Below are 26,585 nucleotides of genomic sequence, written 5' to 3' on the forward strand. Positions count from 1 at the left end.
TCTAGGGCGTCAAGCCGTATCGCCCGCGCGCGGCGGATAGGCCCATGGCCGCCGCTCAGCATCGACCGCGCGGAAGCTGGCGATCGCATCGCGATGCGTCAGCGTCAGATCGATCGCGTCGAGCCCGGCCACCAGCATCGCCTTGGCCTCGCCGTCTATCTCGAAGGTCCACTCGACGCCCGCCGCAGTCCGGACGGTCTGGTGCGGCAAATCGATCGTCACCCGGCGCGCCTGCGGATCAGGCGACACGTCGGCGGCGATCGTTTCGATCGCGTCGCGCGGCAGTACGATCGGCACGATGCCGTTGCGCACGCAATTGCCGCGGAAGATCGGATTGAACGACGGCGCGATCACCGCGCGGAACCCGTAATCGGCGAGCGCCCAGGCGGCGTGTTCGCGGCTCGACCCGCAGCCGAAATTGTCGCCGCCGAGCAACAGCTCCGCGCCCGCATAGGCCGGCTGGTTGAGCACGAAATCGGGCCGCGGCGCGCGACTTCCGATCGCGACATAGCGCAGGCTGGCGAACAGCCCGACGCCCAGGCCCTGCTTCGACACCGCGGTCATCTCGCGCGACGGGATGATCGCATCGGTATCGATATTGTCGCGGACCAAGGGCGCGGCGACCGCGACGAGCGTATCGAACGGCTGGCTCATGCTGCGGCCCAATCGCGCGGATCGGCGATATGTCCGGCAAGCGCCGATGCCGCGACCGTTTCCGGCGAGGCGAGGTGCGATCGCGTTCCCGGCCCCTGCCGACTCTCGAAATTGCGATTGGTCGAGCTGATCACGCGCTCCTGCGCGCCGAAGCTTTCCCCGCCGGCAAAGAAGCACATCGAGCAGCCCGATTCACGCCACTCGAAACCCGCCGCGACGAAGATGCGATCGAGCCCTTCGGCTTCGGCCGCCGCCTTGACCTGGCTCGAACCCGGCACGCAGATCGCACGGACACCGTCCGCGACATGGCGCCCCGCGAGGATCGCGGCGGCGCGGCGCAGATCGGACAGGCGGCTGTTGGTGCACGAGCCGATAAAAGCCGCGTCGATCGGCAGGCCGATCATCGGGGTGGCAGCCGCCAGCCCCATATAGTCCAGCGCGCGGCCGTGCGCCTCAGCCGTATCGCGCGCGGCGATCTCGGCATGGGCCGGCACCGCGCCCGTCAGCGGCACGGCATGTTGCGGGCTGGTGCCCCATGTCACCATCGGCCGGACCTCGCGGGCATCGACGGTGTAGTCGACGTCGAACACCGCATCGGCATCGCTGTGCAGGCTGCGCCAATGCGCGACTGCCACGTCCCATGCGGCCCCGGCAGGGGCGAACGGGCGGCCGGCGAGATAGTCGAACACGACCTCGTCGGCGGAAATGATCGCCGAGAAGGCCGCGAATTCGGTGGCCATGTTGCACAAGGTCAGCCGCCCCTCGACATCCAGCGCGCGCACCGCCGGGCCGTCATATTCGACGACATGGCCCTTCGCCCCCGAAGCGCCGAACGTGGCGAGCAGATGCAGCGCGAGGTCCTTCGCCGTCACGCCGGGCGCGAGCGCACCCTCGATCGTGATCCGCATCATCTTGGGCTTGTCGATGCGCAGCGTCATCGTCGCGAGCGCATGTTCCGCTTCGGTCGAGCCGATGCCCCAGGCCAGCGCACCGAGCGCGCCTTGCGAACAGGTATGGCTGTCGGGACAGACCAGGGTCAGGCCGGGCAGCACGATCCCCTGCTCGGGCGACAGGACATGGACGATCCCCTGCCCCGGATCGCCGAGATCGAACAGGCGGATGCCCGCGGCGTTGGCGGCCTCGCGCGTCGCCGTGATGAAAGCGGTGCCCGTCGGCATGGTCGTGACGTCGGTGCGCCCGGGGCGCGTATCGACGACGTGATCCATCGTCGCGAACGCCTGTTCGGGGCAAGCGACCGCGCGGCCGGCCGCGGCGAGGCTTTGCAGCGCGACACCGCCGGTGCGCTCGTGCAGCAACACGCGGTCGATCGCGATCAAGGCGGTCGCGCCGCCGAGATCGAGCACGCGGTGCGCCTGCCAGATCTTTTCGAATACCGTCGACGCCATGCGCACCTCGTTTCCCGTCCCCATCTGGGGCACGGCATTTGATATACATGTATATCATAAAAGTCGACTGGCGGTTGCGCTATCTCGGTGTAGCGTAACGTGCGAATGGAGGATGCGTGAAGAACGGAACGACCACGATGCGGCGCGGCGATGCCGTCCCGCTGTATCACCAGATCTTTCTGGCGCTGCGCGACGAGATTTTGTCGGGAACGCGCGCTTATGGCAGCACGGTTCCGACCGAGCATCAATTGTCGGAGCGGTTCGGCGTCTCGCGGATAACGGCGCGGCGTGCGCTCGATGAATTGAGCGACATGGGGCTGGTCGAGCGGCGGCGCCGGATCGGCACGCGCGTCATCCACCGCGCGCGGCCCGCCGCGATCGACGCGGATATCGACCAGACGGTGGAGTCGCTGCTGGCGTTCGGGCGCGATACGGCGGTGCGCGTCCTGGCGTTTGGCGCGGTGCCGGCCGATCCGGGGGTGGCGGAGGCGCTGGGCATCGACCCCCAGATGGAGGTGCTGCGCGCCGTCCGGGTGCGGTACAAGGACGGCGAACCGCTCGGCCGGATCGTCAGTTACACGCCGCTGCGCTTCGCCGACGTCCTGACCGAGACCGCCTTGACCACCGCGCCCCTGCTCGAACTGCTGCTGCGCTCGGGCGCGCGGATCGGCAGCGGCAGCCAGACGATCTCGGCCTTGTCGGCCGATCCCGAACTGGTCGAAGCGCTCGCGCTCGAGCCGCGCGCCGCGGTGCTGCGCGTCGAACGCCACGTCCAGGACGATGCGGGCACGCCGCTGCTGCTCACGATCGCCGATTATCGCGCCGATCGCTACCGGATCAGCGTCGATCTCAGCGCGTCAGGCGGACGACGTTAGCGCCGCGATCTCGGCATCGTCGAAGCCGAGGTCGCGCAGGATCGCATCGCCGTCGCGGCCGATCGTCGGGATGTCGTGGTGCAGGCCCGGGCGTTCGCCATCGAATTCGAGCGGCAACGCCGGCAGCCGCGTCGCCGCTCCGCCGGGGATGGTGACGTCGAGCAGTCCGCCGGCCGCGTTGAGATGCGGATCGTCGAACAGGTCGTCGGGCCGCGCGATCGGCGCGAACGGGAGGCCGATCGCCTCCAGCTTTGCGACCAAGTCGTCGCGCCGCATGCCGGCAAACATCGCACGCACGCGCGGCAGGATCGCATCGCGCGCCAGCACCCGCTGATTGTTGAGCGCAAGCGCGGGATCGCCGCCGAGATCGTCGAGCCCGAATGCGGCGCAGAACGCCGTCCATTGCGCATCGCTGACCACGCCGACGAACAATTGCTCCTCGGGCTGCGCCGTCTCGAACACGTCGTAGATCGCCCAGGCGGAGATGCGCACCGGCATCGGCTGCGCGGCCTGCCCGGTCACCGCCATCTGCGCCATATGCTGCCCGACCAGGAAGGCGGTCGTCTCGAACAGCGAACATTTCACCTCGCCGCCACGCCCGGTGCGATGCCGCCGCTCGAGCGCGGCGAGCACGCCGATCACGCCGAACATGCCGCCGGTGATGTCGATCACCGACGATCCCGCGCGGAGCGGCCGGCCCGGCGGCCCGGTCATATAGGCAAGGCCGCCCATCATCTGCGTGACCTCGTCGAGCGCGGTGCGATTTTCATAGGGGCCGGCGAGGAAGCCCTTGGCCGAGCAATAGATCAGCCGCGGATTGGTTTCCGCCATCGCTTCGTAGCCCAGGCCGAGGCGCGCCAGCGTGCCCGGACGGAAATTCTCGACCAGGATATCGGCACCGGCGACCAGCCGCTTGGCCAGCGCGATGCCCTGTTCGCTCTTGAGATCGAGGCAGATGCTGCGCTTGTTGCGGTTGAACATCGGGAAATAGCCGGCGCCCGAGCCCAGCAGCCGCCGCGTCTGATCGCCCCCGATCGGCTCGACCTTGATCACGTCGGCACCGAGATCGGCGAGGATCACCCCGACAGACGGCCCCATCACCATATGCGTGAATTCGACGACCGTCAGACCCGTCAGCGGCAGAGTTTCCCGGTCCATTCCATTTCCCCGTTCGTACACGCCCTCGACCGGCGCAATTCATTTGATATAGTGTTATGACAATAAAGCCAAGCGGGGCTCGTAGCGGGCTGCGCGCGCAATCATCGCGGTCGATGCGGCGATCGCCAGTGGTGTGCCTGAAGACGACAGGCGGGCTGATCGCGGCGTCGCTCGGCACGCCGCATATCCTGCACGCGCCGGCAGGCTGGCGCCCGATCGCGCTCGCAAAGCTGGAATACGCCACGCCAGCACAGCGCGGAGCGCCATGCCGAACAGATCCACGGTGCCTATGCCTAGGTGGACGGCGAAATCGATTCACAGGGCGGCCGCAGGCTGGTGCTGCAAGTGACGCCTATGTGATGAGCCGGCACTATCCAATCGATGCGTTACAGGCGCTGCTGGCGTGGCTGGCGCGCAAAGCGGAACTTGGCTCGCCTCGACCGCCGATATCGTGTCGATGATTTCATGATACGCGCGGCACAACAGGCGTATGACGGGTCGTCTCACAACGGGCGACGACTTCGCGCGGCGCCCGTCTGGTAACCGACTTCGCGCCGTGGGACGAGTGTCGGGGTACGACACCTTGCGCAACAGAAAGCCGGTGATCGACCCGCCGATGACAAGGCCGAGACCGAGCAGACTATGGCCTTGCGCGACCGTAGCCAGTCAGGCCAAGCGCCTAGACAATCGTCCCATGTCCGACGCCTTGCTCAACGAGACGCGGTTCTTGACGGTACGCCTAGCGCGCTCGATCCTCGGGCACCGAGCGGCCGAGCTCCTCGCTCGACTACGCGGCCCGCCCCACAGCCGTCCGGTTCACAGCGGCAGCCCGACATAATTCTCCGCCACCGCGGTCTGCATCGCTGTCGATCCGGCGAGGTAGGCGAGCTCGGCCGATTGCATGCGGTGCTCGAACGGGCCGTCGTCGGGGAAGCGGTGCATCAGCTTGGTCAGGAACCAGCTGAAGCGTTCGGCCTTCCAGATCCGCGCGAGCGCCTTGGCCTGATAGCCGTCGAGCCCGCTATCGTCGCCGCGCCGGTAATGGCCGATCATCGCCTGGCTGAGATAGGCGACGTCGGACGCCGCGAGGTTGAGCCCCTTCGCCCCGGTCGGCGGCACGATGTGCGCGGAATCGCCCGCGAGGAACAGCCGGCCGTAGCGCATCGTCTCGAATACATACGACCGCAGCGGCGCGATCGACATTTCGAGCGCGGGTCCGCGCGTCACCGGCCCGGCGGCGAGCGGCGCGAAACGCTCCTCGAGCTCGTCCCACAGCCGCGCCTCGGGCCATTGCTCGATCCGGTCGGTCAGCGGCACCTGGATGTAATAGCGGCTGCGCGTCGGCGATCGCATCGAGGCGAGCGCGAAGCCCTTGGGGCCGTTCGCGTAGATCAGTTCGGGGTGGCACGGCGGGACATCGGCGAGGATCCCGAGCCAGCCGAACGGATAGACGCGCTCGAACTCGCGCCGCTCCGCCATCGGGATCGCTTTGCGCGAGGGGCCGTGGAAGCCGTCGCAGCCGGCGATGAAATCGGCCTCGATCCGCTGTTCGACACCGTCGACGCTGAAGGTCACCGCCGCGCGGTCGTCGGTCAGATCATGCAGCGCGACATCCGACGCACCATAGACGATCTCGATCCCGCGGGCCGGCGCCGCATCCATCAGGTCGCGCGTCACCTCGGTCTGGCCGTAGACGGTGACGCGCTTGCCCGTCAGCGCGGCGATGTCGATGCGGATCAGATGCTCGCCATCGGCAAGGGCGAAGCCGTCTTCGACCATCCCCTCGGCCGTCAGCCGCGCGCCGAGCCCGAGCTGGTGGAGCAGATCGGTCGTCCCGCGTTCGAGCACGCCCGCACGGATCCGCCCGAGGACGTAATCGGGCGTCTGGCGCTCGATCACGATCACGTCGATCCCCTCGGCGCGCAGCAGATGCGCGAGCAGCAGCCCGGCGGGTCCGGCGCCGATCACGGCGACCTGGGTGCGGCGCGTGCTCATGACGCGAGCTGACGCTCGAGCTGGTCGAGGATGCGGTAGCACGGCATGACCTGCGCGACGCTCGCATTGGGCTCGCGCCCCTCGCGGATCGCCGCGACGAATTCGCGGTCCTGCAGCTCGATGCCGTTGCTCGACACCGCGACACCCGACAGGTCGATCGGCTCCTCGCGGCCCGTCACGAGATCGTCGTAGCGCGCGATCCAGGTGCCGTTGTCGCAGATGTAGCGGAAGAAGGTGCCGAGCGGCCCATCATTGTTGAAGCTCAGCGACAGCGTGCAGATCGCACCGCTCTCGGCCTTCAACTGGATCGACATGTCCATCGCGATGCCGAGCTCGGGATGAAGCGGCCCGGCAATCGCATTGGCCTGGACGATCGGCCCCGCCTGATAGGCGAACAGGTCGACGGTGTGCGCGGCGTGGTGCCACAGCAGGTGATCCGTCCAGCTGCGCGCTTCGCCCTTGGCGTTCATGTTCTTGCGGCGGAAGAAATAGGTCTGCACGTCCATCTGCTGGACCGCCAGGTCGCCCGCGACGATCTTGTCGTGGATGAACTGGTGCGACGGGTTGAAGCGCCGCGTATGGCCGACCATCGCGACGAGACCGGTCTCCTCGGCTTTCGCCAGCACGGCTTCGCCGTCGGCGAGGCTGTCGCACAGCGGGATCTCGACCTGGACATGCTTGCCCGCCGCCATGCACTGGATCGCCTGCTCGGCATGCATTTGCGTCGGGGTGGCGAGGATGACCGCGTCGAGCCCGGGCTGTTCGAGCGCTTCGCTGAGCTCGGTGCAGGCATGCTGCACGCCATATTTGGCGGCGACCGCCTGGGTCGGCTCGAGCCGACGGCCGACGATCGAAACGACCTCGACTCCGTCGATCTTGGCAAGGGCGTCGAGATGCTTTTCCCCGAAAGCGCCGGCACCGGCGAGGGCGATCTTCATGGCAATGGCTCCAAAACGATGTGGCCGACGGCGGTGTTCGACGCCGGCACGTGATAATGACGGTGCAGCTCGCGCACCTTGGGCCCCAGCGCGCCGCGCATGATGAGCCACATGACGAGTTCGATCCCCTCGCTCCCCGCTTCGCGCAGATAGTCGATATGCGGCATGTGCCGCAGCGCCTCTGGGTCGGCGGTGAGCTTGTCGAGGAAGGCGGTGTCCCATGCCTTGTTGATCAGCCCGGCGCGCGGCCCCTGGAGCTGATGGCTCATCCCGCCCGTGCCCCAGATCTGCACGTTGAGATCCTCGGGGTAACTCGCCACCGCGCGCGCGATCGCCTCGCCGAGCAGCCAGCAGCGGTTGCCCGAGGGCGGCGGATAGGTGACGACATTGACCGCGATCGGCACGACCTTGACCGGCCAGGCGTCGACCTGCCCGAACATCAGCGACATCGGCACGGTCAGCCCGTGGTCGACCGCCATCGCGTTGATGATCGTCATGTCGAATTCGTCGAGGATGCAGCTCTGCGCGATGTGCCAGGCGAGATCGGCATGGCCCTGCACTTCGGGCACCGGGCGCGGCCCCCAGCCCTCGTCGGCGATCGGGAAGCTATCGGCGCACCCGATCGCGAAGGTCGGGATGAAGGTCATGTCGAACGCCGAGGCGTGGTCGTTATAGACCAGAATCACGACATCGGGCTTGGTGTCGCGCTCATAGGTCCGCGCGAACTCGTAACCGGCGAAGACCGGCTGCCAATAGGCCTCGTCTGCCTTGCCGTTGTCGAGCGCGGCGCCGACCGCGGGGATGTGGCTGGTCGTGATGCCGGCGGTGATGCGGGCCATGTCAGTTCTCCGCCGTCGGCGCATTGGGGATTTCGGAGGCGATCTCGGCCACCTCGGCGAGCGCCGCTTGCTCGGCATGCGAGCGCAAGCCCTCGGGCGAGCGCCCGCCGCCGAGCATCATCGCGGCATATTCCTCCTGGCTCATGCCGGTCATCGTGCCGGCGGCATATTGGAAGCTCTTGCCGTCGGTGGAGAAGATCTTCGCCAGGAAATAGATGTTGCCGCCCGCGTCGAGCATCGCATTGTAATCGCGCGCCAGCACCGCCGCCTTCTGTGCGTCGGTCAGCGGCCAGGCGTCGAGATAGGCGCGCTCGTCGGCCTTGAAGCGCTCGCGATTCTCGGCCTGCATCAGGCTGAAGGCGAACTGGTTGAGGTGGAAGCCCTTCCGCGCCCGCGCCGCGGTGTAGACGCGCGTGCCGGGGATCGTCTCGAGCTCGGCGAGATAAGCGTGGATGTCGCGCGGTGCCGTCATGCCCTTGCCTCCTCGGCGGCGATCAGGCGGCGGATGATCTGCCGCGCGCGCGTGCCGCCCTCGTCGATATTGTACGCGTTGAGCTTGAGATCGGGGTTGAGCGCGATTGCGCGCTGCTGCGCCTCGAGGATTTCCTTGTCCTCGGAAAACACCCCCCCCTGCGCGCGCTTGAAGCGCGCGGTGAAGCCGGGATCGTCGACGTCGAAGCTGCGCGCCATCCCCCAGAAATAGTGCATCGTGCCCTCGCTCTCCGGGGTCATGCAATCGACCACCATCCCGCGCACGCCCTGGTCATGGCTCTCGAGCGTCGCGCCCGCGCCGACCGGCGCCACGCCGACGTCGATCATCACCGAGGAGGGCGCGAGGAATTCGCAGATCTGCCAGCGGTCGACCGGCCCCGGCTGCTTGAGCGCGCCGCGCCAGAAGGGCGGCGCATCGACGCCGGGCATCCAGCGCGCGACATAGGCGCGGTCGCCCTCGACGCGGGTCTGGAGCGGCGCTTCCATCAGTTCGGGCTGGCCGATCGAGCCCGAATGGACGTGTGTCTCGTGCGTCAGGTCCATCAGATTGTCGATCATCAGCCGGTAGTCGGCTTCGACATGGTAATAGCCGCCGTCGAAGGTCCAGCCCGGGGTCGAGCATGGCCACAGATCGGGGATCAGCGATTCATCGGCGAGCGCCTTGTCGCCGACCCACAGCCACACGAAGCGATGCTTCTCGGCGACGACATAGGTCTCGGCGCAGACGCGCGTGTTCACGCGGTCGGTCTTGAGCGGCATTTCCTGCGCAACGCCGTCGGGGCCGAGCTTCAGTCCGTGATATTTGCAGCGGATCGAGTCGCCCTCGCGGATTCCCATCGACAGCGGCAGCAGCCGGTGCGGGCAGGCATCGCGCATCGCCACGACCTGCCGGTCGAGCTTGCGATAGAGCATGATCTGCACACCGCAGATCGTGCGCGCGAGCGGCGTGTGATCGACTTCGCTATCCCAGCCGGCGACGTACCAGGCGTTGGTGACCCAGGTGCTCACAGCCCGCGCGCCTTCAGCTTGGCGTCGAGCCGCGGGAAGACGCGGCGCGCATTGCCCGCGAAGATCGCCGCGCGATCCGCCTCGGGGATGGCGAGCGCGTCGATATAGCGCTTGGTGTCGTCGAAATAGTGGCCGGTCTGCGGGTCGATCCCGCGCACCGCGCCGACCATCTCGCTGCCGAACAGGATATTCTTGCTGTCGATCACCTCGGCCAGCAGGTTCACGCCGGGCTGGTGATAGACGCAGGTGTCGAAATACACGTTGTTCATCAGGTGCGTCGCCAGATCGGGCTGTTTGAGCATGTCGGCGAGCCCGCGATAGCGCCCCCAATGATAGGGCACTGCGCCGCCGCCGTGCGGGATGATGAAGCGCAGCGTGGGGAAATCGCGAAACAGATCGCCCTGAGTCAGCTGCATGAAGGCGATCGTGTCGGCGGCGATGTAATAAGCGCCGGTGGCGTGCATCGCCGGATTGCACGATCCCGAGACGTGGATCATCGCGGGCACATCGAGCTCGACCATCTTCTCGTAGAAGGGATACCAGAAGCGGTCGGTCAGCGGCGGCGCGGTGAAGTGGCCGCCGCCGGGATCGGGGTTGAGGTTGCAGCCGATGAAGCCACGCTCGACGACGCAGCGCTCGAGCTCGGCGATCGAGCCCGCCATGTCGGCCTGCGGGTTCTGCGGCAGCATGCAGACGCCGACGAAGGTCTCGGGGTAAAGATCGCAGACGCGCGCGATCAGGTCGTTCGACACCTGTGCCCATTGCAGCGCGATGCTCTCGTCGCCGACATGCGGCGCCATCGTCGAAGCACGTGGGCTGAAGATCGTCATGTCGGCGCCGCGCTCGCGGATCAGCTTGAGCTGGTTCGCCTCGATCGTAGCGCGGATCTCGTCGTCGCTGATCGCAGGGTAAGCCGGGACCGGGGTGCCCGCCTTGAATGCCGCGGTCTGTTCGGCGCGCCACGCGTCATGCTGGGGTGGCGCCGTGGTGTAATGGCCATGGCAGTCGATCACGAGGGTCATGCGGCACATCCGAAAGCAGGAGAAAGCCGCGCATTGAGCAGCGCGAGCGTGGAATCGAGGGTATCGGTGGGGGCGACGCCGAGCGCACCGATCGCGCGCTGCCGCTCGGTGGTAGCGCGTGCCATCGCCGAGCCGGTGCCGAGGGCGTCGAGCGTCTTGACGACTTCGGTCATTTCCTCGGCGCGGCGGCCGCCATGGACGATCATCCGTTCGAGATTGTAGGCGCCACGCTCGGCCCAGGGCCGCACGCGTTCGCTGGCGTCGAGCGAGGCGAGCACTTCTTCGCGCACCCCCGCCGCTTCGGCGGCGAGCAGGCATTCGGCGGTGAGCGCCTCGAGCCCCTTGACCATCACCGAGCGGATCATCTTGATCGCACTCGCCGCGCCGATGGTGGTGCCGACGATGCGGACGTTGGTGAAGCCGATCGCGGTCAATGCTTCGGCGCCAGCCTCGGCATGCGGGCCGGCCACGAGCAGCGGCACCTTGCGGCCGAGCGGATGGACCGGCGCCATCACCGCCACATCGACATAGCGGCCGCCGGCCTGCTCGATCGCCTGCGCGGCGTGGCGCTTGGTTTCGGGGGCGACCGAGTTGAGGTCGCAGAACAGCGCACCGGGCGCGATCGACAGCGCGGTTTCTTCTGCCGCGGCGCGCGCCTGGTCGGCGGTGACGAGCGACAGGATCACCGCCCTGCCCGCTACCGCCTCACGGTTGGTCATAGCGGGCTGCGTCTGGAGTGAGGCGAAGTCAGCCAGTTTGGCGGCGCGCGTCGCCGGACCGGCGAGCTTGCGATCATATCCCGATGCCGAGAGGCCGCCGGCGAAGGCCATCGCCGCCTCTCCAAAACCGATGAAACTGGGATCTTGCGTCGCCATGAGAGCAGGGTGGCGAAGACGCGCCCGCCCCGCCAATCACAATTGCCACCCGCTATCGGTTTTCCGGAAGTCTCGTTTCGCGGACTGCCGCGCGGAGCAGCTGGAGGAAATGCTCCTGCTCGGGCGTCGGACGCCAATTCTGCCGGACCGTCAGCCCGATCGTCCGCACAGCCTGCGCGATCGGATCGCCGATCTGGCGGAGCACGCCGGTCGCGAGCTCGGGCGCGACCTGGTCGGGCGACAGCAACGTCAGGAAATCGCTGTCGCGCAGCACGCCGCGGATCACCATCACCGATCCACATTCGATCGGCGCCTCGGGCACCGCGCCATCGGCAAACAGGCCCTGCCATAACGTGCGCAAGGGCGATCCATGGGGCGCGACGATCCATGGATAGCGCAGCAGGTCGGCGGGTTCGGGCGTGCGCCCGGCGAGCGGATGATCGACCCGTCCGACGATCACCAGGCGGTCCTCGAACAACGGGGCCTGTTCGAGCCCGGCAGGCGCGACCTCGCGCAACGCGCCGATCATCACGTCGATCTCGCCATCGAGCAGCGGCTCGACCAGTTCGCGCCACGATCCCTCGCGCACGTCGACCGTAACGCGCGCCTCGCTCCGCGCGAACGCCGCGATCGCATGCGGCAGGACGAGCGCGCGACACAAAGGCATCGCGCCGATCGCGATCCGCTCGGCAGCGCCCTCGGGCAGCGCCTCGACCAGCCCCGCGGCGAGTTCGAGCACCGCCAGCCGCGCGCCGCGCGCGAGGCGTCGCCCGGCGTGCGTCAATGCCACGCCCCGCCCGCGCCGCTCGACCAAAGGCACGCCATACAGGCTCTCGAGATCGCGCACCGCGCGGTGCACCGCAGGCTGCGACTGCCCTTGCTGGAGCGCCGCCGCCGCGAAGCTGCCGGCATTCGCCAAGGCGAGGTACGCGCGCAGCTGCGTCGCGGTGATCAGCCGTTCGGGCCGTGCAAACCCCCGCGCCCCGCTGCGCGCGCTCGCGCGCGACGCCTCGGCAAGCCGCGCGTAGGCCGCGCGGATCCGCACCACCAGCGCGGCGCCGGCCGCAGTCGCGCTCACCCCGTCGGCGCGTCGATCGAGCAAGGCGACGCCGAGCTGCCGCTCGACCTTGGCAATCCCCTGCGTCAGCGCCGGCTGCGACAGATTCTCCGCCTCGGCCGCAAGGCTGATGCTGCCAAGCTCGGTCGCGGTCGCCAGCGCGTGAAGGTGACGGAGATTGAGGTCGAGCGGATCGTGCGCCATACCCTCCCATAGTATAATCTTATGGCCGTGCACGAGATTTGATTTGGGGGTTTCGGCCGCGCCGGGCACTCCGACGCCGCAAGGAGAGTGAGCATGGCCGGACGCGTGGTACGCGAGATTTCGCGAGTGGAGCAGAGCGTGATCGATGGTCTCGCCCATGCCGGCGTGGCGACCGTGCACGAGGCGCAGGGGCGCATCGGCCTGCTCGCGCATTACATGCGGCCGATCTATTCCGGAGCGCGGATCGCCGGATCGGCGGTCACCATCTCGTCGCCGCCGGGCGACAATTGGATGCTCCACGTGGCGATCGAGCAATTGAAGGAAGGCGACATCCTCGTCCTCGCGCCGACCTCGCCGTGTGTCGATGGCTATTTCGGCGACCTGCTGGCGACCAGCGCGATGGCGCGCGGCTGTCGCGGGCTGGTGATCGACGCGGGCGTGCGCGACGTGCGCGACCTCAAGGAAATGGGCTTCCCGGTCTGGTCGAAGGCGGTGTTCGCGCAAGGGACCATCAAGGCGACGCTCGGCTCGGTCAACGTGCCGATCGTCTGCGCGGGCGCGGCGATCGAGGCGGGCGACGTGATCGTCGCCGATGACGATGGCGTCTGCGTCGTCAAGCGCGCCGATGCGCCAGCCGTGCTCGAAGCGGCGCGCAAGCGCGAGGCGAACGAGGAATCGAAGCGCCAGCGGCTCGCGGCGGGCGAGCTCGGGGTCGATATCTACGATATGCGCGGCAAGCTCGAAGCGCTGGGGCTGCGCTATGAGTGACCCCGCCACTCCGGGCGTGCGCTGCATGTGGATGCGCGGCGGCACGTCGAAGGGCGCGTTCTTCCTCGCCGACGATCTACCCGTCGATCCGGCGGCGCGCGACGCGTTCCTGTTGCGGATCATGGGCTCGCCCGATCCGCGCCAGATCGACGGCATGGGCGGCGCCGATCCGCTGACCTCGAAGGTCGCGGTCGTATCGAAATCCGCGCGCGAGGGCGTCGACGTCGATTATCTGTTCCTCCAGGTGTTCGTCGATCAGCCGCTCGTCAGCGACAGCCAGAATTGCGGCAACATGCTCGCCGGCGTCGGCCCCTTCGCGGTCGAGCGCGGGCTGGTGAGGCCGAGCGGCGACGAAACCCGCGTCGCGATCTTCATGGAGAATACGGGTCAGGTCGCCGTCGCCACGCTGCAAACGCCGGGCGACCACGTCCGCTACGACGGCGATGCGACGATCAGCGGCGTTCCCGGCACCGCCGCGCCGATCCCGCTCGCCTTCCGCGACACCGCCGGATCGTCGTGCGGCGCTTTGCTGCCGACCGGCAACGGCGTCGACACGATCGACGGGGTGCAGGTTACGCTGATCGACAACGGCATGCCCTGCGTCGTTTTCGCCGCCGCGGACGTCGGCGTCACCGGATACGAAGACCGCGAGACGCTCGATGCGAACGACGCGATGAAGGCAAAGATCGAGGCGATCCGCCTGAAGGCCGGCCCGCTGATGAACCTCGGCGACGTCACCGAAAAGTCGGTCCCCAAGATGATGCTCGTGGCAGCCCCCAAGGATGGCGGCGCGATCGCGGTGCGCTCGCTGATCCCGCACCGCGTCCACGCCTCGATCGGCGTGCTCGGCGCGGTCAGCGTCGCGACCGCCTGCCTGATCGAGGGCTCGCCCGCCGCCGCGCTCGCGCACGTGCCCGAGGGCAACACCAAGACGCTCGGCGTCGAGCATCCGAGCGGCGTCACCGAATGCGTCGTGACGATCGACGCTGATGACCAGCCGGTCGAGGCGGGCATGCTGCGCACCGCGCGCAAATTGATGGACGGAGAGGTTTTCGCATGAGCCGCACCAAGACCTGGGTCGATCAGCCGAGCACGCCAAGCTACGCCCCGCCCCCCGGCGCGATCGACGCGCACGTCCATGTCTTCGGGCCCGAGGCCGACTTCCCGTTCAGCCCCAAGGCGAAATACCACCCCGAGGACGCCACCCCCGAAATGCTGTTCGCGCTCCGCGACCAGCTCGGCTTCGCGCGCAACGTGATCGTCCAGGCGAGCTGCCACGGCACCGACAATGAAGCGACGCTAAACGCGATCGCAAAGTCGGGCGGTGCCGCGCGCGGCGTCGCGGTGGTGAGCCCCGACATCGACGATGCCGAACTGCAGAAGCTCCACGACGGCGGCATTCGCGGCGTCCGCTTCAACTTCCTCAAGCGCCTCGTCGACGATGCGCCCAAGGACAAGTTCCTCGACATCGCGCGGCGCATCGCCCCGCTCGGCTGGCACGTCGTCGTCTATTTCGAGGCCGATATCCTCGAGGAACTCGAACCCTTCCTCGCCGCGATCCCGACGACGATCGTGGTCGACCACCTCGGCCGCCCCGACATCGCGCAAGGCCCCGGCGGCGCCGACATCACGCGTTTCGTGCAGCTGCTCGACGATCACCCGAACATCTGGACCAAGGTTTCGGGCGCCGAACGGCTGTCGCCCCAAGGCCCGCCGTTCGACGATTTCGTCGCGGTGATCCGCCCGGTGGTCGAGCGCTTCCCCGATCGCGTGCTGTGGGGCACCGACTGGCCGCACCCCAATATGGAACATCGTATCCCCGACGACGGCACGCTGGTCGATGTCATCCCGCGGATCGCTCCGACTGCCGACTTACAGCGCAAGCTGCTGGTGGACAATCCGATGCGGCTGTATTGGCCCGAGCAACTGGGCTGACCCGCCCGTTGCATTCGGAGCTGCCATGACCTTGCCGACCCGCACGATCGGCCCGTTCACCGTCTCGGCGATCGGGCTCGGCTGCATGAACCTCAGCCATGCCTACGGCGTTCCACCGACCGCCGAGGACGGCGCGCGGTTGCTCAATCAAGCGCTCGATCTCGGCTACACGCTGCTCGATACCGCGGCGCTCTATGGCGGCGGCGAGAATGAACGGCTGATCGGGCGCGCGGTGATGCACCGCCGCCGCGAATTCACGCTGTCGTCGAAATGCGTACTCGACATGATCGACGGCAAGCGCAGCCTCGATGGCTCGCCCGCCGCGATCGCGCGCACGCTCGACGGCGCGCTGGAGCGGCTCGGCACCGACCATATCGACCTCTATTACATGCACCGGCTCGACCGCCGCGTCCCGATCGAGGAGTCGATCGGCGCGCTGGTCCGCGCCAAGGACGCCGGCAAGATCGGCGCGATCGGCCTGTCCGAAATGTCGGCCGCGACGATCCGCCGCGCGCACGCGGTTCATCCGATCGCGGCGGTGCAGTCCGAATATTCGCCCGCCGTGCGCAACCCCGAAGTCGCGGTGCTCGATGCGTGCGCCGAGCTCGGCATCGCGCTCGTAGCCTTCTCGCCGGTGGCGCGCGGGCTGCTCGCTGGCGCGATCCATGACGACACCTATGCCGCGGGTGACATCCGCCGCCCAATGCCCCGCTTCGTCGAGCCGTTGCTGTCGGAGAATCTGAAGCTCGTCGCGGCGTTCGACGCGCTCGCCGCACAGGCCGGCCTCACCCCGGCGCAGCTCGCACTCGGATGGGTGCTCGCCCAGCGGCCCTTCATCATCCCGATCCCGGGTACGACCGACGCACCGCATCTCGCCGAAAACCTGGCGGCGGCATCGCGCCCGCTGGCAGCGGACCTGGTCGATGCGATCGACCAGCTCTTTCCGCCAGGCGCGCTAAAGGGTCCGCGCTACACCGCGGCGATGCAGGCGCAGATCGATACCGAGCTGCTGCCCGACGAGGAAATCGCCGCGCCGGCGGCCTGACCGCCGACGCCGTGCCGCCATCGCTTAAAAGGTCTTGGTCAGCGAGAAGCGCGCGGAGCGGGGTTCGAGCGGATGCTGCTGGAAGCCGGCCACCCCCTCGCTCGGCTCGCCCGGCAGGCGGCTGGTGTAATAATAATCGGCGGCTGCATCGCGGCTGTTGAACAGGTTGAAGATGCCGACGCCGATCTGCCAGCCGTGCGGCAAGGCATAGCCGATGTTGAGGTTCCACTCGCTATAGCCGCGGTCGATCGGCAGCGCGTCGCCGTCGCTCAGATGATGCGTGCCGAGCCGGCGCCACACGAGACTGCCCGACCAGCCGCCGAGCTTGTCGACCAGAATGCCCGCCGAATAGATGAAGTTCGGCGCATCGGCGATGTACGGCCCGGCGAGCCCGTAGGCGGCGAGATCGGCGGTACGATAGCGCGGCTTGGCGAAGGCGAGGTCGGCATTGAGTTCGAGCCAGCGGAACGGATGATATTGGCCCGAAACCTCCAGCCCCGTGCGTCGGCTCGGCGCGCCCGCCTCGTCCTGCCCGGTATCGGCATTGTACCGCAGCTCCGAATCGAAATCCTGCTGGAACACGGCGAGCTGCAGCGACAGGCGCGGGATGATGTTCGACCGGATCCCGATCTCGAAGCCCGTCGTCTGCGCGAGCAACGGCGTGCTGCCGCTGGCGAGCGGCGTGCCGACGGCGGGCACCGTGCCGTACACCCCGCGCACGTCGTTCGAATGGAAGCCGCGGCCGTAGCTCGCATAGAGTTCGGTCTTGGCGAACGGCCCGACCGCGACGCTTGCCTTGGGCTGTGCCAGCCATTGGTCGCCACGCCCGCGCGTGCCGGTGACGAAGCTCACGTCGCTCGCCCGGTAATATTCCTCGCGCAGGCCGACGATGGTGCGCAGCCACGGCGTCCAGTGCAGCGTGTTCTGCACATATGGCGCGATGTCGAGCATGTGGACGCGGTCGGCGGTGCAATAGCCGTTGACCGCGGCATAGGTCAGGATCGGCCCATCGTCCTGCTGCAGGTTGCAATAGTCGAGCGTCGTGGTGCGGCCGCGCGTATGCTTACGATCGACGAACGCGGTGTCGTAGCGCGCCTGCAGCCCGACCACCGTCTCGCTTTGGAGCGTTCCGAAGCGGCTCTGAAAGGTATAGGCCGCCGTCCCGCCGAAGGTATTGCGATCCTCGCTCTGCGACGCCTGATCGCCGTTCACGGGATCATAGAGATAGTGGGTGAAGTTGTTCCACAGCGTCATCGTGCTGTGGATCGCATAGAGGCTGACGGCGAGTTGCCCGGCGCCGACCGGTTTGTCGAGGTGCGCCGACAGGCTGTAGCGGAGCGACTCGCTGTGGTCGGACGGATCGAGCGTGCCGAAGCGATCGATCAGCCCCCCCTCGACCGCGCGCAGCGGCTGATCGGTGATCAGGCCACCACCGCTCTGGTAGAACATTCCCGTCACGCTCAGGCCGTCGGTCGCATTGCCCTGGCTGTAGCGCAGCGTCGCATTGACCTTCTTGAAGTCCTGCGCGGGCTTCCACGGACCATCGTAATACGCGAGGTCGATCGCGGCGAGCAGCCGGCGGTCGTCGCCGAGCCGGACCGTGCCGCCGCCGAACAGCTCCTGATAACCATCGGTGCCGACCGTCACCCGCGCCTGGTTCGGGATCTCGTTGGCGATGCGCGTGTGGGCCGAGGCGACCGAGCCGAAATCGCCGATCCCGGCATAATAGGGCCCCTTGGTATAATCGATCGCGCTGACGATCTGGGGAATGAGGAAATTGAGGTCGGAATAGCCCTGCCCGTGCGTGTTGCTCGGCCGGTTGACGGGCATGTCGTCGACGAAGCTGGCAAAGTCGGTGCCGTGGTCGAGATTATACCCGCGGATGAGATATTGCTGCGCCTTGCCCTCGCCCGAATGGATCGTGACGACCAGCCCCGGAATGCTCTCGAACAGCTGTCCCGGACGGTATATCGGGCGCAGCGCGACTTCCTTCGCGGTGATCGTCCCTTGGCTTGCGGTCGCCGCGCGGCCGAGCAGGTCGAGCCGCGAGGCGGTGACGATGATATCGGTGTTCTGCAGAGCCGGCGTGGCGGGATCGGGCGCGTCCACAGCCGACGGTCCGCCCGCAACGGCCGTCGCAGGATCGACGATCAACGGCGATGCGGCGCGATCCCCGCCCCCTGCCGCGGATTGGGCGGATGCGGGACACGGGTCCAGCAGATACAATCCGGCTACCGATGCCAGCAGCAATGCGCGTCCTATCAAGTCCATCCCTCTCGGCGTCTCTGTTCTCGAGCAAGAGGCTAGCGCGACGGCGGCGATCGCCAAGTTATCAACGGTCTGGAGTACGTTACCGAACCGTACGCGTCCGTTACCGCGGCGCCAATACCGCCTGCGTAACGATGTCAAGGATGGCGCCGGCGCCCGTTCAGCCCGCGCGGACGCGACGCTCGCGACCGCCCAGCGTTCAGCACGACACAACTGACCGCATAGTGCAAATATGACTATCCATTCATTGGCGGCGCGGTATATTCGCGGACGTCCACCACGATCGTGCCGTGCATGCAGAAACGGCAGAACCCAGGGAGAGCATATGGTCGCGATAGCCGCCGACGACGATCGGCAATATAGCAGCGTGCAGATCGGCGATCACGCCCGCTACACGCGGGTGGCGATGTGGCTCCACTGGGCGATCGCCGCGTTCATTCTCTATAACCTCATCAGCGGCCTGCTCATCTGGGACGTCGCCAAGGATTTCTTCAAGACGCACCGCGCGTTTTACGGCTTCGGCATCACGACGCACCTCTCGGCGGGCATGACCGTGCTCGCGCTGAGCGTGGTGCGGATCGTCTGGCGCCTGGCGCACGAGCCGCCGGCCTATTCGGCGGGCATGAAGCCGGTGGAGCGCCATGCCTCGCATATCGTCCATTTCCTGCTCTACACTGCGATGGTCGTGATGCCGCTGCTCGGATGGGCGATCCTGTCCGCGCATCCGCCTGCCGGCTCGCCGGGCTCAAAGGTCGCCAAGCTGCCGATGGCGGCGTCGCCGATGGCCCGTCCCGCGGGTGGCGCGGGTGGCGCGCCCGGCGGTCCCGGCGGCCCGCCGGCACGTATGGGTCCGCCCGGTATCTGGTGGATCGTGCCGCTGCCGATGATCACGCCGATCACCAATATCGGGTTCGAACCGGGCGGCGTCAAACCGCAGCACGAGCTGCATGAGCAGTTTGCCGAATGGCACAAGATCGGTGGCTATCTGATGATCGTGCTGCTGCTGGCGCATATCGCCGGCGCGCTCAAACATCAGATCATCGACAAGGAGCCCCAGTTCCAGCGCATGGGGGCCGGCAGGCGCAGACCGCTCGTCTAAGCGGTCGCGAGAACCAGCAAAGGCCGTCGGCACCGCGCCGGCGGTCTTTTGCATGTGCGACGGGGCTTACTCGCCGGCGCGGTCGGGCTGCCAGATCTTGTCGGCATGGATCGGGCGCACCAGCACGAGCGAACTGCCGAGGTTGAGGTTGCCGAGCGTGCGCACCTCGAACAGCGCCTCGAACGCGCCGCCGCCGCTGCGGGCATCGATCGTGTCGAGCTGCTGCTTGTCGACCGAGACTTCAGCCATCTGCGCCACCGCGGCATCGCGCGTTCCCGCGACGATGATGATCCGGTTGCCCGCCGGACCGGGCAAACTGGCGAGATAGCCATAGTCGCGCTGCGGCACCTTGCCGTCCGCCACCAGCCCCCAGTCCGACTTGAAATGGCGGCCGCTGGCCTTGTCGATCAGCTCGTCATAGTTCGCGCCGATCTTGAAGCCCGAGGCGCGGAACAGCGGCGCCTGCAGCGGACCCAGCCCGCTGAGAAAGCCGACATAGACGACATTGACGGTCTTGAAGAGATCGGCCTCGAGCGTCGATATGGTGGAAATCCGCGGTCGGATGCCGCTCGACGCCGCCGCCGCATCGATGATCGGCAACAGGCTGCCCAGAGCGGGCCCGCTCGCGGTCGGCAGATAATGCAGGTTGAGATCGATGTAGCGCCCCATCTCCTCGGGGTGACTCATCAGATGCGCGTCGAGCTCCTCGCGCGAATTGATCGAGAAGTCGCGCACCAGCCGCGACACCGTGACGCCGTCACTGGCGTCGCCGAAGATATAATAGTCGCCCAAGCGCGATCGCGGTCGGCCGCTTGTTCTGCGCCAGCGGCTGCCACAATTTGTTGAGCACCGGACGGACTTCGGACGGGAGCCGATCGATGAAATAGACCCAGGTCGCGGCATTGACCGCCAGGAGCGCCACCACCGCCACGCCGATCCACGCGCGGCGTTTTGTGCGTCTCGGCTCGGGCGCGGCGACCGCAGGCAGATCGGGCGCCGGGGCCGGTTCCGGCGCGGCGATCCCCGGCTCGGCGAGCACCAGATGATATTCGCCGAGCGGGATCGAGATCCGATTGGCGGCCAGCGGCGCGGCGCGATAATGTTCCTCGAGCTTACGCCGCAGCCGGTGGATATAGACCCGCACCGAGGCGTCGAGCATCATGTCGAAATCGGTCGTCTTGTTGAAGACTTCCTGCGCGATCTCGATTTCCTTGGGGATGCGGCCGGCCAGCGAACGCTCGAGCAGAAAATCGAACAGCCGGATCAACGGCTCCGAGCGACCGAGGCTGCCGCTGTCGCGGATCGACGCGGCTTCGGCGGCCAGGCGCTCGCGATATTCGGTCGGGTCGGGTTTCATGAAATCTTGCAGTCAATCAACCAAGGGAAGGATCGCGCGCACACCACCATAGTTCCTCGCCGTTCGATCCTACGCGGCGTAACGCCAGCCGCAACATGTACGTTACCGTTCGCTGCTGGACCCGCAAAATGCGATCGGTCAAGCGAACAGCCATGATCGGCCACCGAAATTTCATCGCCCGCGTCATAGCGCGACCGCGGACCTGGGGGCTGATCGTCTTCCTGTGCGCGGCAGCCTTGCTGGCAACGCTGATCGTGCGCGCGCAAAGCTCGGCGAGCGTCGTTCGCGCCGACCCCGATGCGATCCTGGCAGACCCCCAGCTCCGCAGCGCCGCGCTCGCCGCCGGCAAGTCCGTCTTCGTGCAATATTGCGCCGGGTGTCACGGCGTGACCGGCAAGGGCGACAAGACGCTCGGCGCACCCGACCTGACCGACGACGACCATCTCTACGGCACCGGCACCGTCGCGCAGATCGAGGACATCGCGCGCTATGGCATCCGCGCGGGCAACAAGCATGGCTGGAACCTCGCGGTGATGCCGGCCTATGCGCAGAAGATCCCCGACGCCGCCGAGCCCTTGCCGCCGCAGACCCCGGCACAGATCGAGGGACTGACCCAGTTCCTGCTCAACTTCACCGGGCGCGCGACCGACCAGGCCGCGGTCGCGCGCGGGCGCGACGCCTATACCACGGCCGGCTGCTGGGACTGCCATGGCCGCGACCTTGCCGGCGACATCGCGATCGGCGCCCCCGCGCTGACCGACGATATCTGGCTCTATGGCGGCAGCCCCGACGACATTCGCCGCACGCTGACCCGCGGCCGCGCCGGGGTCAGCCCGGCCTTCGCCCACACGCTGACCGCAGCGCAATTGCGCAGTGTCGCGGTCTATGTCGCCGCGCTGGCGCCCAATCGACAGGACAGGAAATGATCGAGCAAGCCTCGTCCCCGCCGGCGTTCGACGGGCCGATCCGGGATATTCGCCAGCCGGTAAGCCGCCGCTCGATCCTGCTCGCCGCGATCGGTGCGCTGATCGGGCTCGCACTGGCGGGCTATGGCCTCTTCACCGCGCAGGGGACGCGCACCGCGTCGGTCCCGGCCGAGGATGCCGCGCTGGTCAACAACGTGCCGGTGCTGCGCGCCGACCTGATCGCGCAGGCGACCGCGCTCTACACCCTGCCCTACGGGCAGATCACGCAGGCGCAGAAGCAGAAGGTGCTCGACGGCATGATCCGCGAGGAGCTGTACGTCCAGCGCGGAGTCGAGATGGGGCTGCCCAATGACGATATCGATGTCCGCCAGGCGCTTGTTCAGGCGACCGAAGGACAGATCGCGCAGGACGCGATGACCGCCAAGCCGTCTGAGGCCGAACTCGCCGCCTGGTACGCCGCGCATCGCGGGCACTATGCGAGCGAAGGCATGATGACGCTGCACGAATGGCTGCTGCCGCGCGGCGCCGATGACGCGAAGGTCGTGGCGGCGTTGCGGAGCGGTGCGGCGCCCGCAGCACTCGGCCTCAAGACGACGGGTCGCGTCGACGACGGCGAGGAGTTCTACTTCGCCGCCGAAGAACATCTCGGCAAGCCGATCTTTGCGGTCGCGCGGCGGCTCGCCGACGGGGCGGTGTCCGATCCGATCGCCGCGCCCGACGGGCTGCAAATCGTGCAGATGGTCAAGAACACGCATCCGATCGCTACGCCATACGCCGACGCACGCGATCAGGTGTTGCGCGACTTCCTCGCCGACAAGGTCACGCGGTTGCAGGACGGCAACAAGCGCTTCCTCAAGAAACGCGCCGACATCAAGATCGCCACGGATCTGCGATGATGGCGCACATGATCGGCCGGTTCCTGGCGCTGGCGGCGGCGTTCCTCTCGCTCGCGACCGCGGCGGACGCGCATACGCGCTCCGAATCGCATACGACCTGGCTGGTCGATGGCAGTTCGGTCCACCTCACCTTCTCGGTCTCAGACCTCGAGGCGCGCCGCCTGACGTCCGACCGCCGACCGCCCAACAATCCGCAACTGATTGCCTATCTGGTGCCGAGGCTCGGCGCATCGGCTGACGGCAAGGCGTGCAAGCTGGCGGGCAAGCCTCGCCCGGTCGCGGCGGTCACCGGCTATCGGCGCGTCGAGTTCCTCTTCGACTGCCCCTCGACCGAGGGAATCGTGCTGCGCGACTCCGCATTCTTCGAACTCGTGCCGACGCATGTGAACCTGGCGCAAATCCAGACGGTCAAGGGTGACTTCGCCGAGGAAGTGCTCACCGCCGACGCGCAGACGATCGACATGAGCAAGGCGAAGGGCGGCGAGATCGAGGGGGCGGGCCTGCTCACCTTCGTCAAGATGGGCATCATGCACATCTTCACCGGCATCGATCATATGAGCTTCCTGCTCGGACTGGTGCTGATTTCGCGCCGCTTCAAGGACCTGATCTTCGTCATCACCGGGTTTACGATCGGCCACAGCCTCACGCTGGCGCTGGCCGTGACGGGGGTGATCCGCCCGCATGCCGAATTCATCGACGCGCTGGTCGCGCTCACGATCGCGCTGATCGGCGTGGAGAATCTCGCGGTGCAGGTGCAGCGCCCCAAGCTGTTCGCGCTGTGGACCGCAGGCGTGCTGTTCGCCATGGCCGGGCTCAAGCTGGTCGGGATCGGGCTGCTGCCGTTCACGCTGCTGCTCGGCGCCGGGCTGTTCGCGTCGAACTATCTGATGATCGCGGGCTATGTCCGCGACGCGGGGCGGCTGCGGCTGGTCATCACGCTGATCTTCGGGCTGATCCACGGCTTCGGTTTCGCCGCCGATCTGCTCAACGAAGCGATCCCGCCGGCCAAGCTCGCCGAACTGCTCGTTGGCTTCAATCTCGGGGTCGAGGCCGGCCAGCTCACCGTGGTCACGGTGTTGGTGGGAATCGTCACCGTGCTGCGCCGCCTTAAGCTCGCGCTACCGCGGCCGATCGTGGTCGATGTCGGCGCGTCGGGGCTGATCCTGATCGGCATGTACTGGTTCATCAGCCGCAGCTTTGGATGACGCTCACGAAAAGGCCGCCCGCGCTGGATAGCGCGGGCGGCTTCGAGTGTCAGCGATTGCGGCTATCCGATCAGGCCGGCTCGACCACGCGATGCGAGTTCATCGCGACCCCGATGCCGGGCCCGGTGAACTGCACCATTTCCGCATCGACATATTCGAGCACGTCGAGATCGGCGATGCCATTCACGATCTTGAACGACAGCGGCAGCTGTTCGAACGTGGCAGGGTGCCAGTTGAGCGCGCCCTTGCCGGTCCAGCGGCGGAATTCGAAATCATCGAAATTGATGTTCACCAGCGCACCGCCGCTGCCAGCCGGCGCAGCCGATGTGGTGACATGGGCAACGTCGGCGCCTTCGCGCCCGCCTGGGCTCGTGCGCGGGAAGTACTTATAATACATCTGCGCACCGCCGTCGGATCCGGGCAGCTGCTTCTTGGGGTTCTGCTCCTCGACGAGATCCGACAAGGTGATGTCGAATAAGGTGTGGTCGTACCACCCTGCATCGCAGCTCGCGCGGCCCGCCGCCTCGTCCCAGGCGATCTCGCTGAAGTTCGCGAACATCTTGGGGAAGCCGAGCTCTTCGCGGCCGGTCATGATCGCGTCGGGCAGCCCCTCCCAGATGATCGGGCACAAGGCGCCGTCGAGCTGCTCGGTCTTGCCCTGATAGCTGACCGGGAAATCGACCGAGAGGATGCCGTAGCCGCGCCCGGCGAGCCAATAGAGATCCTTGAACCATGCGCAGCTGACCGAGACGATCGGATCGCCGCGCAGGCTGAAACCGGCGGGCAGCAGCTTCTCGAGCTTCGCCGGATCGGTGCGATAGCTGAGCTTCATCCATTGCGCGGTCATCCGGCCGGCTTCCTCGGGGGTCCACATCCGTCCGTCGGGATGTTGGCGCGGGCCGGGGGCGGGACCGAACATGATCGGCATACGATAACGCGAACCAGGGTTAGGGATGAAAGGCATCGTTTTACTCCAGTGGAAACACGGTTGGTTAGGTCGAATCGTCAGGGCGGGCGGTGGCTGAAACACCGCCCGCGGGCTCAGGTCAGCGCTTGGTCACGCTGCACACCCGATCGGTCTTTCTCGCGCCACAGCGCCTGCAGCTCAGCGGGATCGCCCGTCCCGAAGATGTGGCGATCGGGTCGGATGAGCACGGCCTCGGTCCCGGCCGCCTCGAACCATTGCTCGAGCGGCTCGCTGAAATCGGCCAGCTCGGGCGATGCCAGATCCAGCGTGCGGACCTGCGATGGGGCGTCATCCCCGGAGGAGCGCCGGATCAGCACCGCATCCAGTCCGAACAGCGTATCGAGGTGCGTGCCATCGGCCGCGACTGGCTGCGGGAACAGCGCGCCCGCAAATGGCGTATCGGTCAAATGCCCGCTGACGAGGTCGGGATAGGCGACCGAGACGTCCTGTGCGCCAGAGGCCTTGCGCGCGAGCATGTCGCGATCGCGCGCCGCGGCGCCATGTTCGTCGAGCATGCAGACGATCTGCCCCATCGCGACCGCGGTGGCGATGATCGCGCGAACGTGTGGCTCGCGTTCCTGCTGATAGCTGTCGAGGATCGACTCCGCAGCCTCGCCGCGCACGATCGCGGCGATCTTCCACGCGAGATTGGCGGCATCGCGAATGCCCGAACACATGCCCTGCCCCGCGAACGGCGGCATCTGGTGCGCCGCATCGCCGGCGAGCAACACGCGGCCGTGGCGCCACTGCTCGGCGACCAGCGCGTGGAAGCGATACACCGCCTTGCGCTCGATCTGGACGCGGTCGCCGCATTTCCACGGCGCGAGCAGTTCCTGGATCATGGCGTCGTCCAGCATCTGTTCGGGCGTTTCGCCGGGCTTGAGCATGAACTCCCAGCGGAAGCGCTTGCCGCTCATCGCGAGGTGCGTGACCGGGCGCCGCGGATCGCAGATCTGCTGGCACAGCACCGGCAGGTCGGCGCAATCCTCGATGATCGTGTCGAGCACCAGCCACGGCTCGTCGAACTTGTAATCGTCAAGCTTGATGCCGAGCGCTTCGCGGACGGGGCTCCACGAGCCATCGCAGCCGATCACGTAGCGCGCGCGGATCTGCCGTGCCCCGGCTTCGTCGCGCACATCGACCGTGACGCCGTCCGAATCCTGCACGAGCCCCTCGAACGCTACGCCGAGATCGAGTCGCACCCCGAGTTCGCCGAGCCGATCGCGCAGCACCTGTTCGACCCCCGGCTGATGCAGCGCATAGGTCTCCGCCCAGCCGAAGCGCCCGACCGGCAGGACCGGGAAATCGAGCAGCACCTCGCCGCGGGCGGTAAGGAACTGATAGCTTTCGGGCACCCGGCACAACGGCGCGATCCGCTCGGCGACGCCGATCATCTGGAAAATCCGCATGATCTCATGATCGAACACCGCCGCGCGCGGCAGCGGAAAGAGCGTCGGCGATCGGTCGATCGCGATCACCGAGAGCCCATGCACATGCGCGAGCGCGGCAAGCGCGTCACCGACCGGCCCCAGCCCGACGACCAGCACGTCACAGTCGAACCTGTCGCTCATTCGCCAACGCCCATCAAAGGCCGCG

25 protein-coding genes are annotated in these 26,585 nt (G+C 67.3%); 9 read left to right on the forward strand and 16 right to left on the reverse strand.

The window, feature by feature from the left end; translation table 11 throughout:
- Positions 1-9 precede the first annotated feature (9 nt).
- Both leuD and EAH76_RS06160 read right to left on the reverse strand, forming a co-directional pair.
- Positions 10-654, reverse strand: coding sequence for a 3-isopropylmalate dehydratase small subunit (gene leuD / locus EAH76_RS06155; RefSeq protein WP_140849194.1), 645 nt, complete (start codon positions 652-654; stop codon positions 10-12).
- Complete coding sequence (locus EAH76_RS06160) at positions 651-2,066, reverse strand: 3-isopropylmalate dehydratase large subunit (protein ID WP_431357984.1); 1,416 nt, start codon at positions 2,064-2,066, stop codon at positions 651-653. Before EAH76_RS06160 ends, leuD begins: the two co-directional genes overlap by 4 nt.
- Before the next feature lie 110 nt (positions 2,067-2,176).
- Between EAH76_RS06160 and EAH76_RS06165 the strand changes: the two genes are divergently transcribed.
- Positions 2,177-2,935 (forward strand): GntR family transcriptional regulator, encoded by a 759-nt coding sequence (locus EAH76_RS06165; RefSeq protein ID WP_241659577.1) that lies wholly within the window; start codon positions 2,177-2,179, stop codon positions 2,933-2,935.
- On the opposite strand, the gene EAH76_RS06170 is transcribed toward EAH76_RS06165, so the two are convergent.
- The 9 genes from EAH76_RS06170 to EAH76_RS06210 all read right to left on the reverse strand — a co-directional run bounded on the left by EAH76_RS06170 (position 2,918) and on the right by EAH76_RS06210 (position 12,523).
- Positions 2,918-4,093 carry a CaiB/BaiF CoA transferase family protein gene (locus EAH76_RS06170; RefSeq protein WP_140849198.1) on the reverse strand — a complete coding sequence of 392 codons (1,176 nt, stop codon included), beginning with the start codon at positions 4,091-4,093 and terminating at the stop codon, positions 2,918-2,920. The genes EAH76_RS06165 and EAH76_RS06170 overlap by 18 nt on opposite strands.
- An 816-nt stretch (positions 4,094-4,909) precedes the next feature.
- Positions 4,910-6,088, reverse strand: a complete 1,179-nt coding sequence (gene pobA / locus EAH76_RS06175) for a 4-hydroxybenzoate 3-monooxygenase (RefSeq protein WP_140849200.1) — start codon at positions 6,086-6,088, stop codon at positions 4,910-4,912.
- Positions 6,085-7,026: a Gfo/Idh/MocA family oxidoreductase gene (locus EAH76_RS06180; RefSeq protein ID WP_140849202.1), complete on the reverse strand. Its 942-nt coding sequence runs from the start codon at positions 7,024-7,026 to the stop codon at positions 6,085-6,087. Before EAH76_RS06180 ends, pobA begins: the two co-directional genes overlap by 4 nt.
- The gene (locus EAH76_RS06185) at positions 7,023-7,865 is read right to left on the reverse strand and encodes a class III extradiol dioxygenase subunit beta (RefSeq protein ID WP_140849204.1); all 843 of its coding nucleotides are present in this window, start codon (positions 7,863-7,865) and stop codon (positions 7,023-7,025) included. Before EAH76_RS06185 ends, EAH76_RS06180 begins: the two co-directional genes overlap by 4 nt.
- Before the next feature lies 1 nt (position 7,866).
- The gene (ligA, locus tag EAH76_RS06190; protein ID WP_140849205.1) at positions 7,867-8,337 is read right to left on the reverse strand and encodes a protocatechuate 4,5-dioxygenase subunit alpha; all 471 of its coding nucleotides are present in this window, start codon (positions 8,335-8,337) and stop codon (positions 7,867-7,869) included.
- Complete coding sequence (locus EAH76_RS06195) at positions 8,334-9,365, reverse strand: aromatic ring-hydroxylating dioxygenase subunit alpha (RefSeq protein WP_140849207.1); 1,032 nt, start codon at positions 9,363-9,365, stop codon at positions 8,334-8,336. The genes ligA and EAH76_RS06195 overlap by 4 nt, the downstream gene beginning before the upstream one ends.
- Entirely contained in the window at positions 9,362-10,387 is a 1,026-nt protein-coding gene (locus tag EAH76_RS06200; protein ID WP_140849209.1) for an amidohydrolase family protein, read from the reverse strand. Before EAH76_RS06200 ends, EAH76_RS06195 begins: the two co-directional genes overlap by 4 nt.
- Positions 10,384-11,262: an NAD(P)-dependent oxidoreductase gene (locus tag EAH76_RS06205; RefSeq protein WP_140849211.1), complete on the reverse strand. Its 879-nt coding sequence runs from the start codon at positions 11,260-11,262 to the stop codon at positions 10,384-10,386. The genes EAH76_RS06200 and EAH76_RS06205 overlap by 4 nt, the downstream gene beginning before the upstream one ends.
- A gap of 52 nt (positions 11,263-11,314) precedes the next feature.
- Complete coding sequence (locus EAH76_RS06210) at positions 11,315-12,523, reverse strand: LysR family transcriptional regulator (protein ID WP_140849213.1); 1,209 nt, start codon at positions 12,521-12,523, stop codon at positions 11,315-11,317.
- Positions 12,524-12,616: 93 nt separating this feature from the next.
- Here EAH76_RS06210 and EAH76_RS06215 point away from each other — a divergent pair, with 93 nt between their 5' ends.
- Genes EAH76_RS06215 through EAH76_RS06230 form a run of 4 tightly spaced genes read left to right on the forward strand, consistent with a single transcriptional unit; the run spans position 12,617 to position 16,271 of the window.
- The gene (locus EAH76_RS06215) at positions 12,617-13,291 is read left to right on the forward strand and encodes a 4-carboxy-4-hydroxy-2-oxoadipate aldolase/oxaloacetate decarboxylase (RefSeq protein WP_140849215.1); all 675 of its coding nucleotides are present in this window, start codon (positions 12,617-12,619) and stop codon (positions 13,289-13,291) included.
- Positions 13,284-14,351, forward strand: coding sequence for a 4-oxalomesaconate tautomerase (locus EAH76_RS06220; protein ID WP_241659578.1), 1,068 nt, complete (start codon positions 13,284-13,286; stop codon positions 14,349-14,351). The genes EAH76_RS06215 and EAH76_RS06220 overlap by 8 nt, the downstream gene beginning before the upstream one ends.
- Positions 14,348-15,226, forward strand: a complete 879-nt coding sequence (locus EAH76_RS06225) for an amidohydrolase family protein (protein WP_140849217.1) — start codon at positions 14,348-14,350, stop codon at positions 15,224-15,226. Before EAH76_RS06220 ends, EAH76_RS06225 begins: the two co-directional genes overlap by 4 nt.
- A gap of 25 nt (positions 15,227-15,251) precedes the next feature.
- Positions 15,252-16,271: an aldo/keto reductase gene (locus tag EAH76_RS06230; RefSeq protein ID WP_140849219.1), complete on the forward strand. Its 1,020-nt coding sequence runs from the start codon at positions 15,252-15,254 to the stop codon at positions 16,269-16,271.
- Between the two features lie 24 nt (positions 16,272-16,295).
- Here EAH76_RS06230 and EAH76_RS06235 read toward each other — a convergent pair whose 3' ends face one another.
- Positions 16,296-18,380, reverse strand: coding sequence for a TonB-dependent receptor (locus EAH76_RS06235; RefSeq protein WP_241659579.1), 2,085 nt, complete (start codon positions 18,378-18,380; stop codon positions 16,296-16,298).
- Between the two features lie 484 nt (positions 18,381-18,864).
- Here EAH76_RS06235 and EAH76_RS06240 point away from each other — a divergent pair, with 484 nt between their 5' ends.
- The gene (locus tag EAH76_RS06240) at positions 18,865-19,638 is read left to right on the forward strand and encodes a cytochrome b (protein WP_161988980.1); all 774 of its coding nucleotides are present in this window, start codon (positions 18,865-18,867) and stop codon (positions 19,636-19,638) included.
- A 66-nt stretch (positions 19,639-19,704) separates the two neighbouring features.
- Here the strand turns inward: EAH76_RS06240 and EAH76_RS06245 are convergent, their stop codons facing one another.
- Entirely contained in the window at positions 19,705-20,430 is a 726-nt protein-coding gene (locus EAH76_RS06245) for a hypothetical protein (protein ID WP_140849225.1), read from the reverse strand.
- Positions 20,396-20,995 (reverse strand): helix-turn-helix domain-containing protein, encoded by a 600-nt coding sequence (locus tag EAH76_RS06250; protein ID WP_140849227.1) that lies wholly within the window; start codon positions 20,993-20,995, stop codon positions 20,396-20,398. Before EAH76_RS06250 ends, EAH76_RS06245 begins: the two co-directional genes overlap by 35 nt.
- A 152-nt stretch (positions 20,996-21,147) precedes the next feature.
- On the opposite strand from EAH76_RS06250, the gene EAH76_RS06255 reads away from it, so the two are divergent.
- From EAH76_RS06255 to EAH76_RS06265, 3 genes are read left to right on the forward strand one after another with little or no spacing between them, the layout of a single operon-like run.
- On the forward strand, positions 21,148-21,921 hold the full coding sequence (locus EAH76_RS06255; RefSeq protein ID WP_140849229.1) for a c-type cytochrome: 774 nt from the start codon (positions 21,148-21,150) through the stop codon (positions 21,919-21,921).
- Positions 21,918-22,817, forward strand: coding sequence for a peptidylprolyl isomerase (locus EAH76_RS06260; protein WP_140849231.1), 900 nt, complete (start codon positions 21,918-21,920; stop codon positions 22,815-22,817). The genes EAH76_RS06255 and EAH76_RS06260 overlap by 4 nt, the downstream gene beginning before the upstream one ends.
- An 8-nt stretch (positions 22,818-22,825) precedes the next feature.
- On the forward strand, positions 22,826-24,022 hold the full coding sequence (locus EAH76_RS06265; protein WP_241659580.1) for a HupE/UreJ family protein: 1,197 nt from the start codon (positions 22,826-22,828) through the stop codon (positions 24,020-24,022).
- Positions 24,023-24,092: 70 nt separating this feature from the next.
- Here EAH76_RS06265 and EAH76_RS06270 read toward each other — a convergent pair whose 3' ends face one another.
- On the reverse strand, positions 24,093-24,941 hold the full coding sequence (locus EAH76_RS06270) for an acetoacetate decarboxylase family protein (protein ID WP_241659581.1): 849 nt from the start codon (positions 24,939-24,941) through the stop codon (positions 24,093-24,095).
- 122 nt (positions 24,942-25,063) lie between these two features.
- Positions 25,064-26,560: a bifunctional 3-(3-hydroxy-phenyl)propionate/3-hydroxycinnamic acid hydroxylase gene (locus EAH76_RS06275; RefSeq protein ID WP_140849237.1), complete on the reverse strand. Its 1,497-nt coding sequence runs from the start codon at positions 26,558-26,560 to the stop codon at positions 25,064-25,066.
- Positions 26,561-26,585: the final 25 nt, after the last annotated feature.

Source organism: Sphingomonas glacialis, from assembly GCF_006439055.1.
Lineage (GTDB): Bacteria > Pseudomonadota > Alphaproteobacteria > Sphingomonadales > Sphingomonadaceae > Sphingomonas > Sphingomonas glacialis_A.

Coding starts and splice junctions, on each gene's coding strand:
- EAH76_RS06200 (WP_140849209.1), bottom strand. CDS start 10,387: ATGACCCTCGTGATCGACTGCCATGGCCATTACACCACGGCGCCACCC.
- EAH76_RS06225 (WP_140849217.1), top strand. CDS start 14,348: ATGAGCCGCACCAAGACCTGGGTCGATCAGCCGAGCACGCCAAGCTAC.
- EAH76_RS06240 (WP_161988980.1), top strand. CDS start 18,865: ATGGTCGCGATAGCCGCCGACGACGATCGGCAATATAGCAGCGTGCAG.
- EAH76_RS06185 (WP_140849204.1), bottom strand. CDS start 7,865: ATGGCCCGCATCACCGCCGGCATCACGACCAGCCACATCCCCGCGGTC.
- EAH76_RS06230 (WP_140849219.1), top strand. CDS start 15,252: ATGACCTTGCCGACCCGCACGATCGGCCCGTTCACCGTCTCGGCGATC.
- pobA (WP_140849200.1), bottom strand. CDS start 6,088: ATGAGCACGCGCCGCACCCAGGTCGCCGTGATCGGCGCCGGACCCGCC.
- ligA (WP_140849205.1), bottom strand. CDS start 8,337: ATGACGGCACCGCGCGACATCCACGCTTATCTCGCCGAGCTCGAGACG.
- EAH76_RS06215 (WP_140849215.1), top strand. CDS start 12,617: ATGGCCGGACGCGTGGTACGCGAGATTTCGCGAGTGGAGCAGAGCGTG.
- EAH76_RS06255 (WP_140849229.1), top strand. CDS start 21,148: ATGATCGGCCACCGAAATTTCATCGCCCGCGTCATAGCGCGACCGCGG.
- EAH76_RS06265 (WP_241659580.1), top strand. CDS start 22,826: ATGATCGGCCGGTTCCTGGCGCTGGCGGCGGCGTTCCTCTCGCTCGCG.
- EAH76_RS06250 (WP_140849227.1), bottom strand. CDS start 20,995: ATGAAACCCGACCCGACCGAATATCGCGAGCGCCTGGCCGCCGAAGCC.
- EAH76_RS06180 (WP_140849202.1), bottom strand. CDS start 7,026: ATGAAGATCGCCCTCGCCGGTGCCGGCGCTTTCGGGGAAAAGCATCTC.
- EAH76_RS06260 (WP_140849231.1), top strand. CDS start 21,918: ATGATCGAGCAAGCCTCGTCCCCGCCGGCGTTCGACGGGCCGATCCGG.
- EAH76_RS06170 (WP_140849198.1), bottom strand. CDS start 4,093: ATGGACCGGGAAACTCTGCCGCTGACGGGTCTGACGGTCGTCGAATTC.
- leuD (WP_140849194.1), bottom strand. CDS start 654: ATGAGCCAGCCGTTCGATACGCTCGTCGCGGTCGCCGCGCCCTTGGTC.
- EAH76_RS06205 (WP_140849211.1), bottom strand. CDS start 11,262: ATGGCGACGCAAGATCCCAGTTTCATCGGTTTTGGAGAGGCGGCGATG.
- EAH76_RS06220 (WP_241659578.1), top strand. CDS start 13,284: ATGAGTGACCCCGCCACTCCGGGCGTGCGCTGCATGTGGATGCGCGGC.
- EAH76_RS06270 (WP_241659581.1), bottom strand. CDS start 24,941: ATGTTCGGTCCCGCCCCCGGCCCGCGCCAACATCCCGACGGACGGATG.
- EAH76_RS06210 (WP_140849213.1), bottom strand. CDS start 12,523: ATGGCGCACGATCCGCTCGACCTCAATCTCCGTCACCTTCACGCGCTG.
- EAH76_RS06275 (WP_140849237.1), bottom strand. CDS start 26,560: ATGAGCGACAGGTTCGACTGTGACGTGCTGGTCGTCGGGCTGGGGCCG.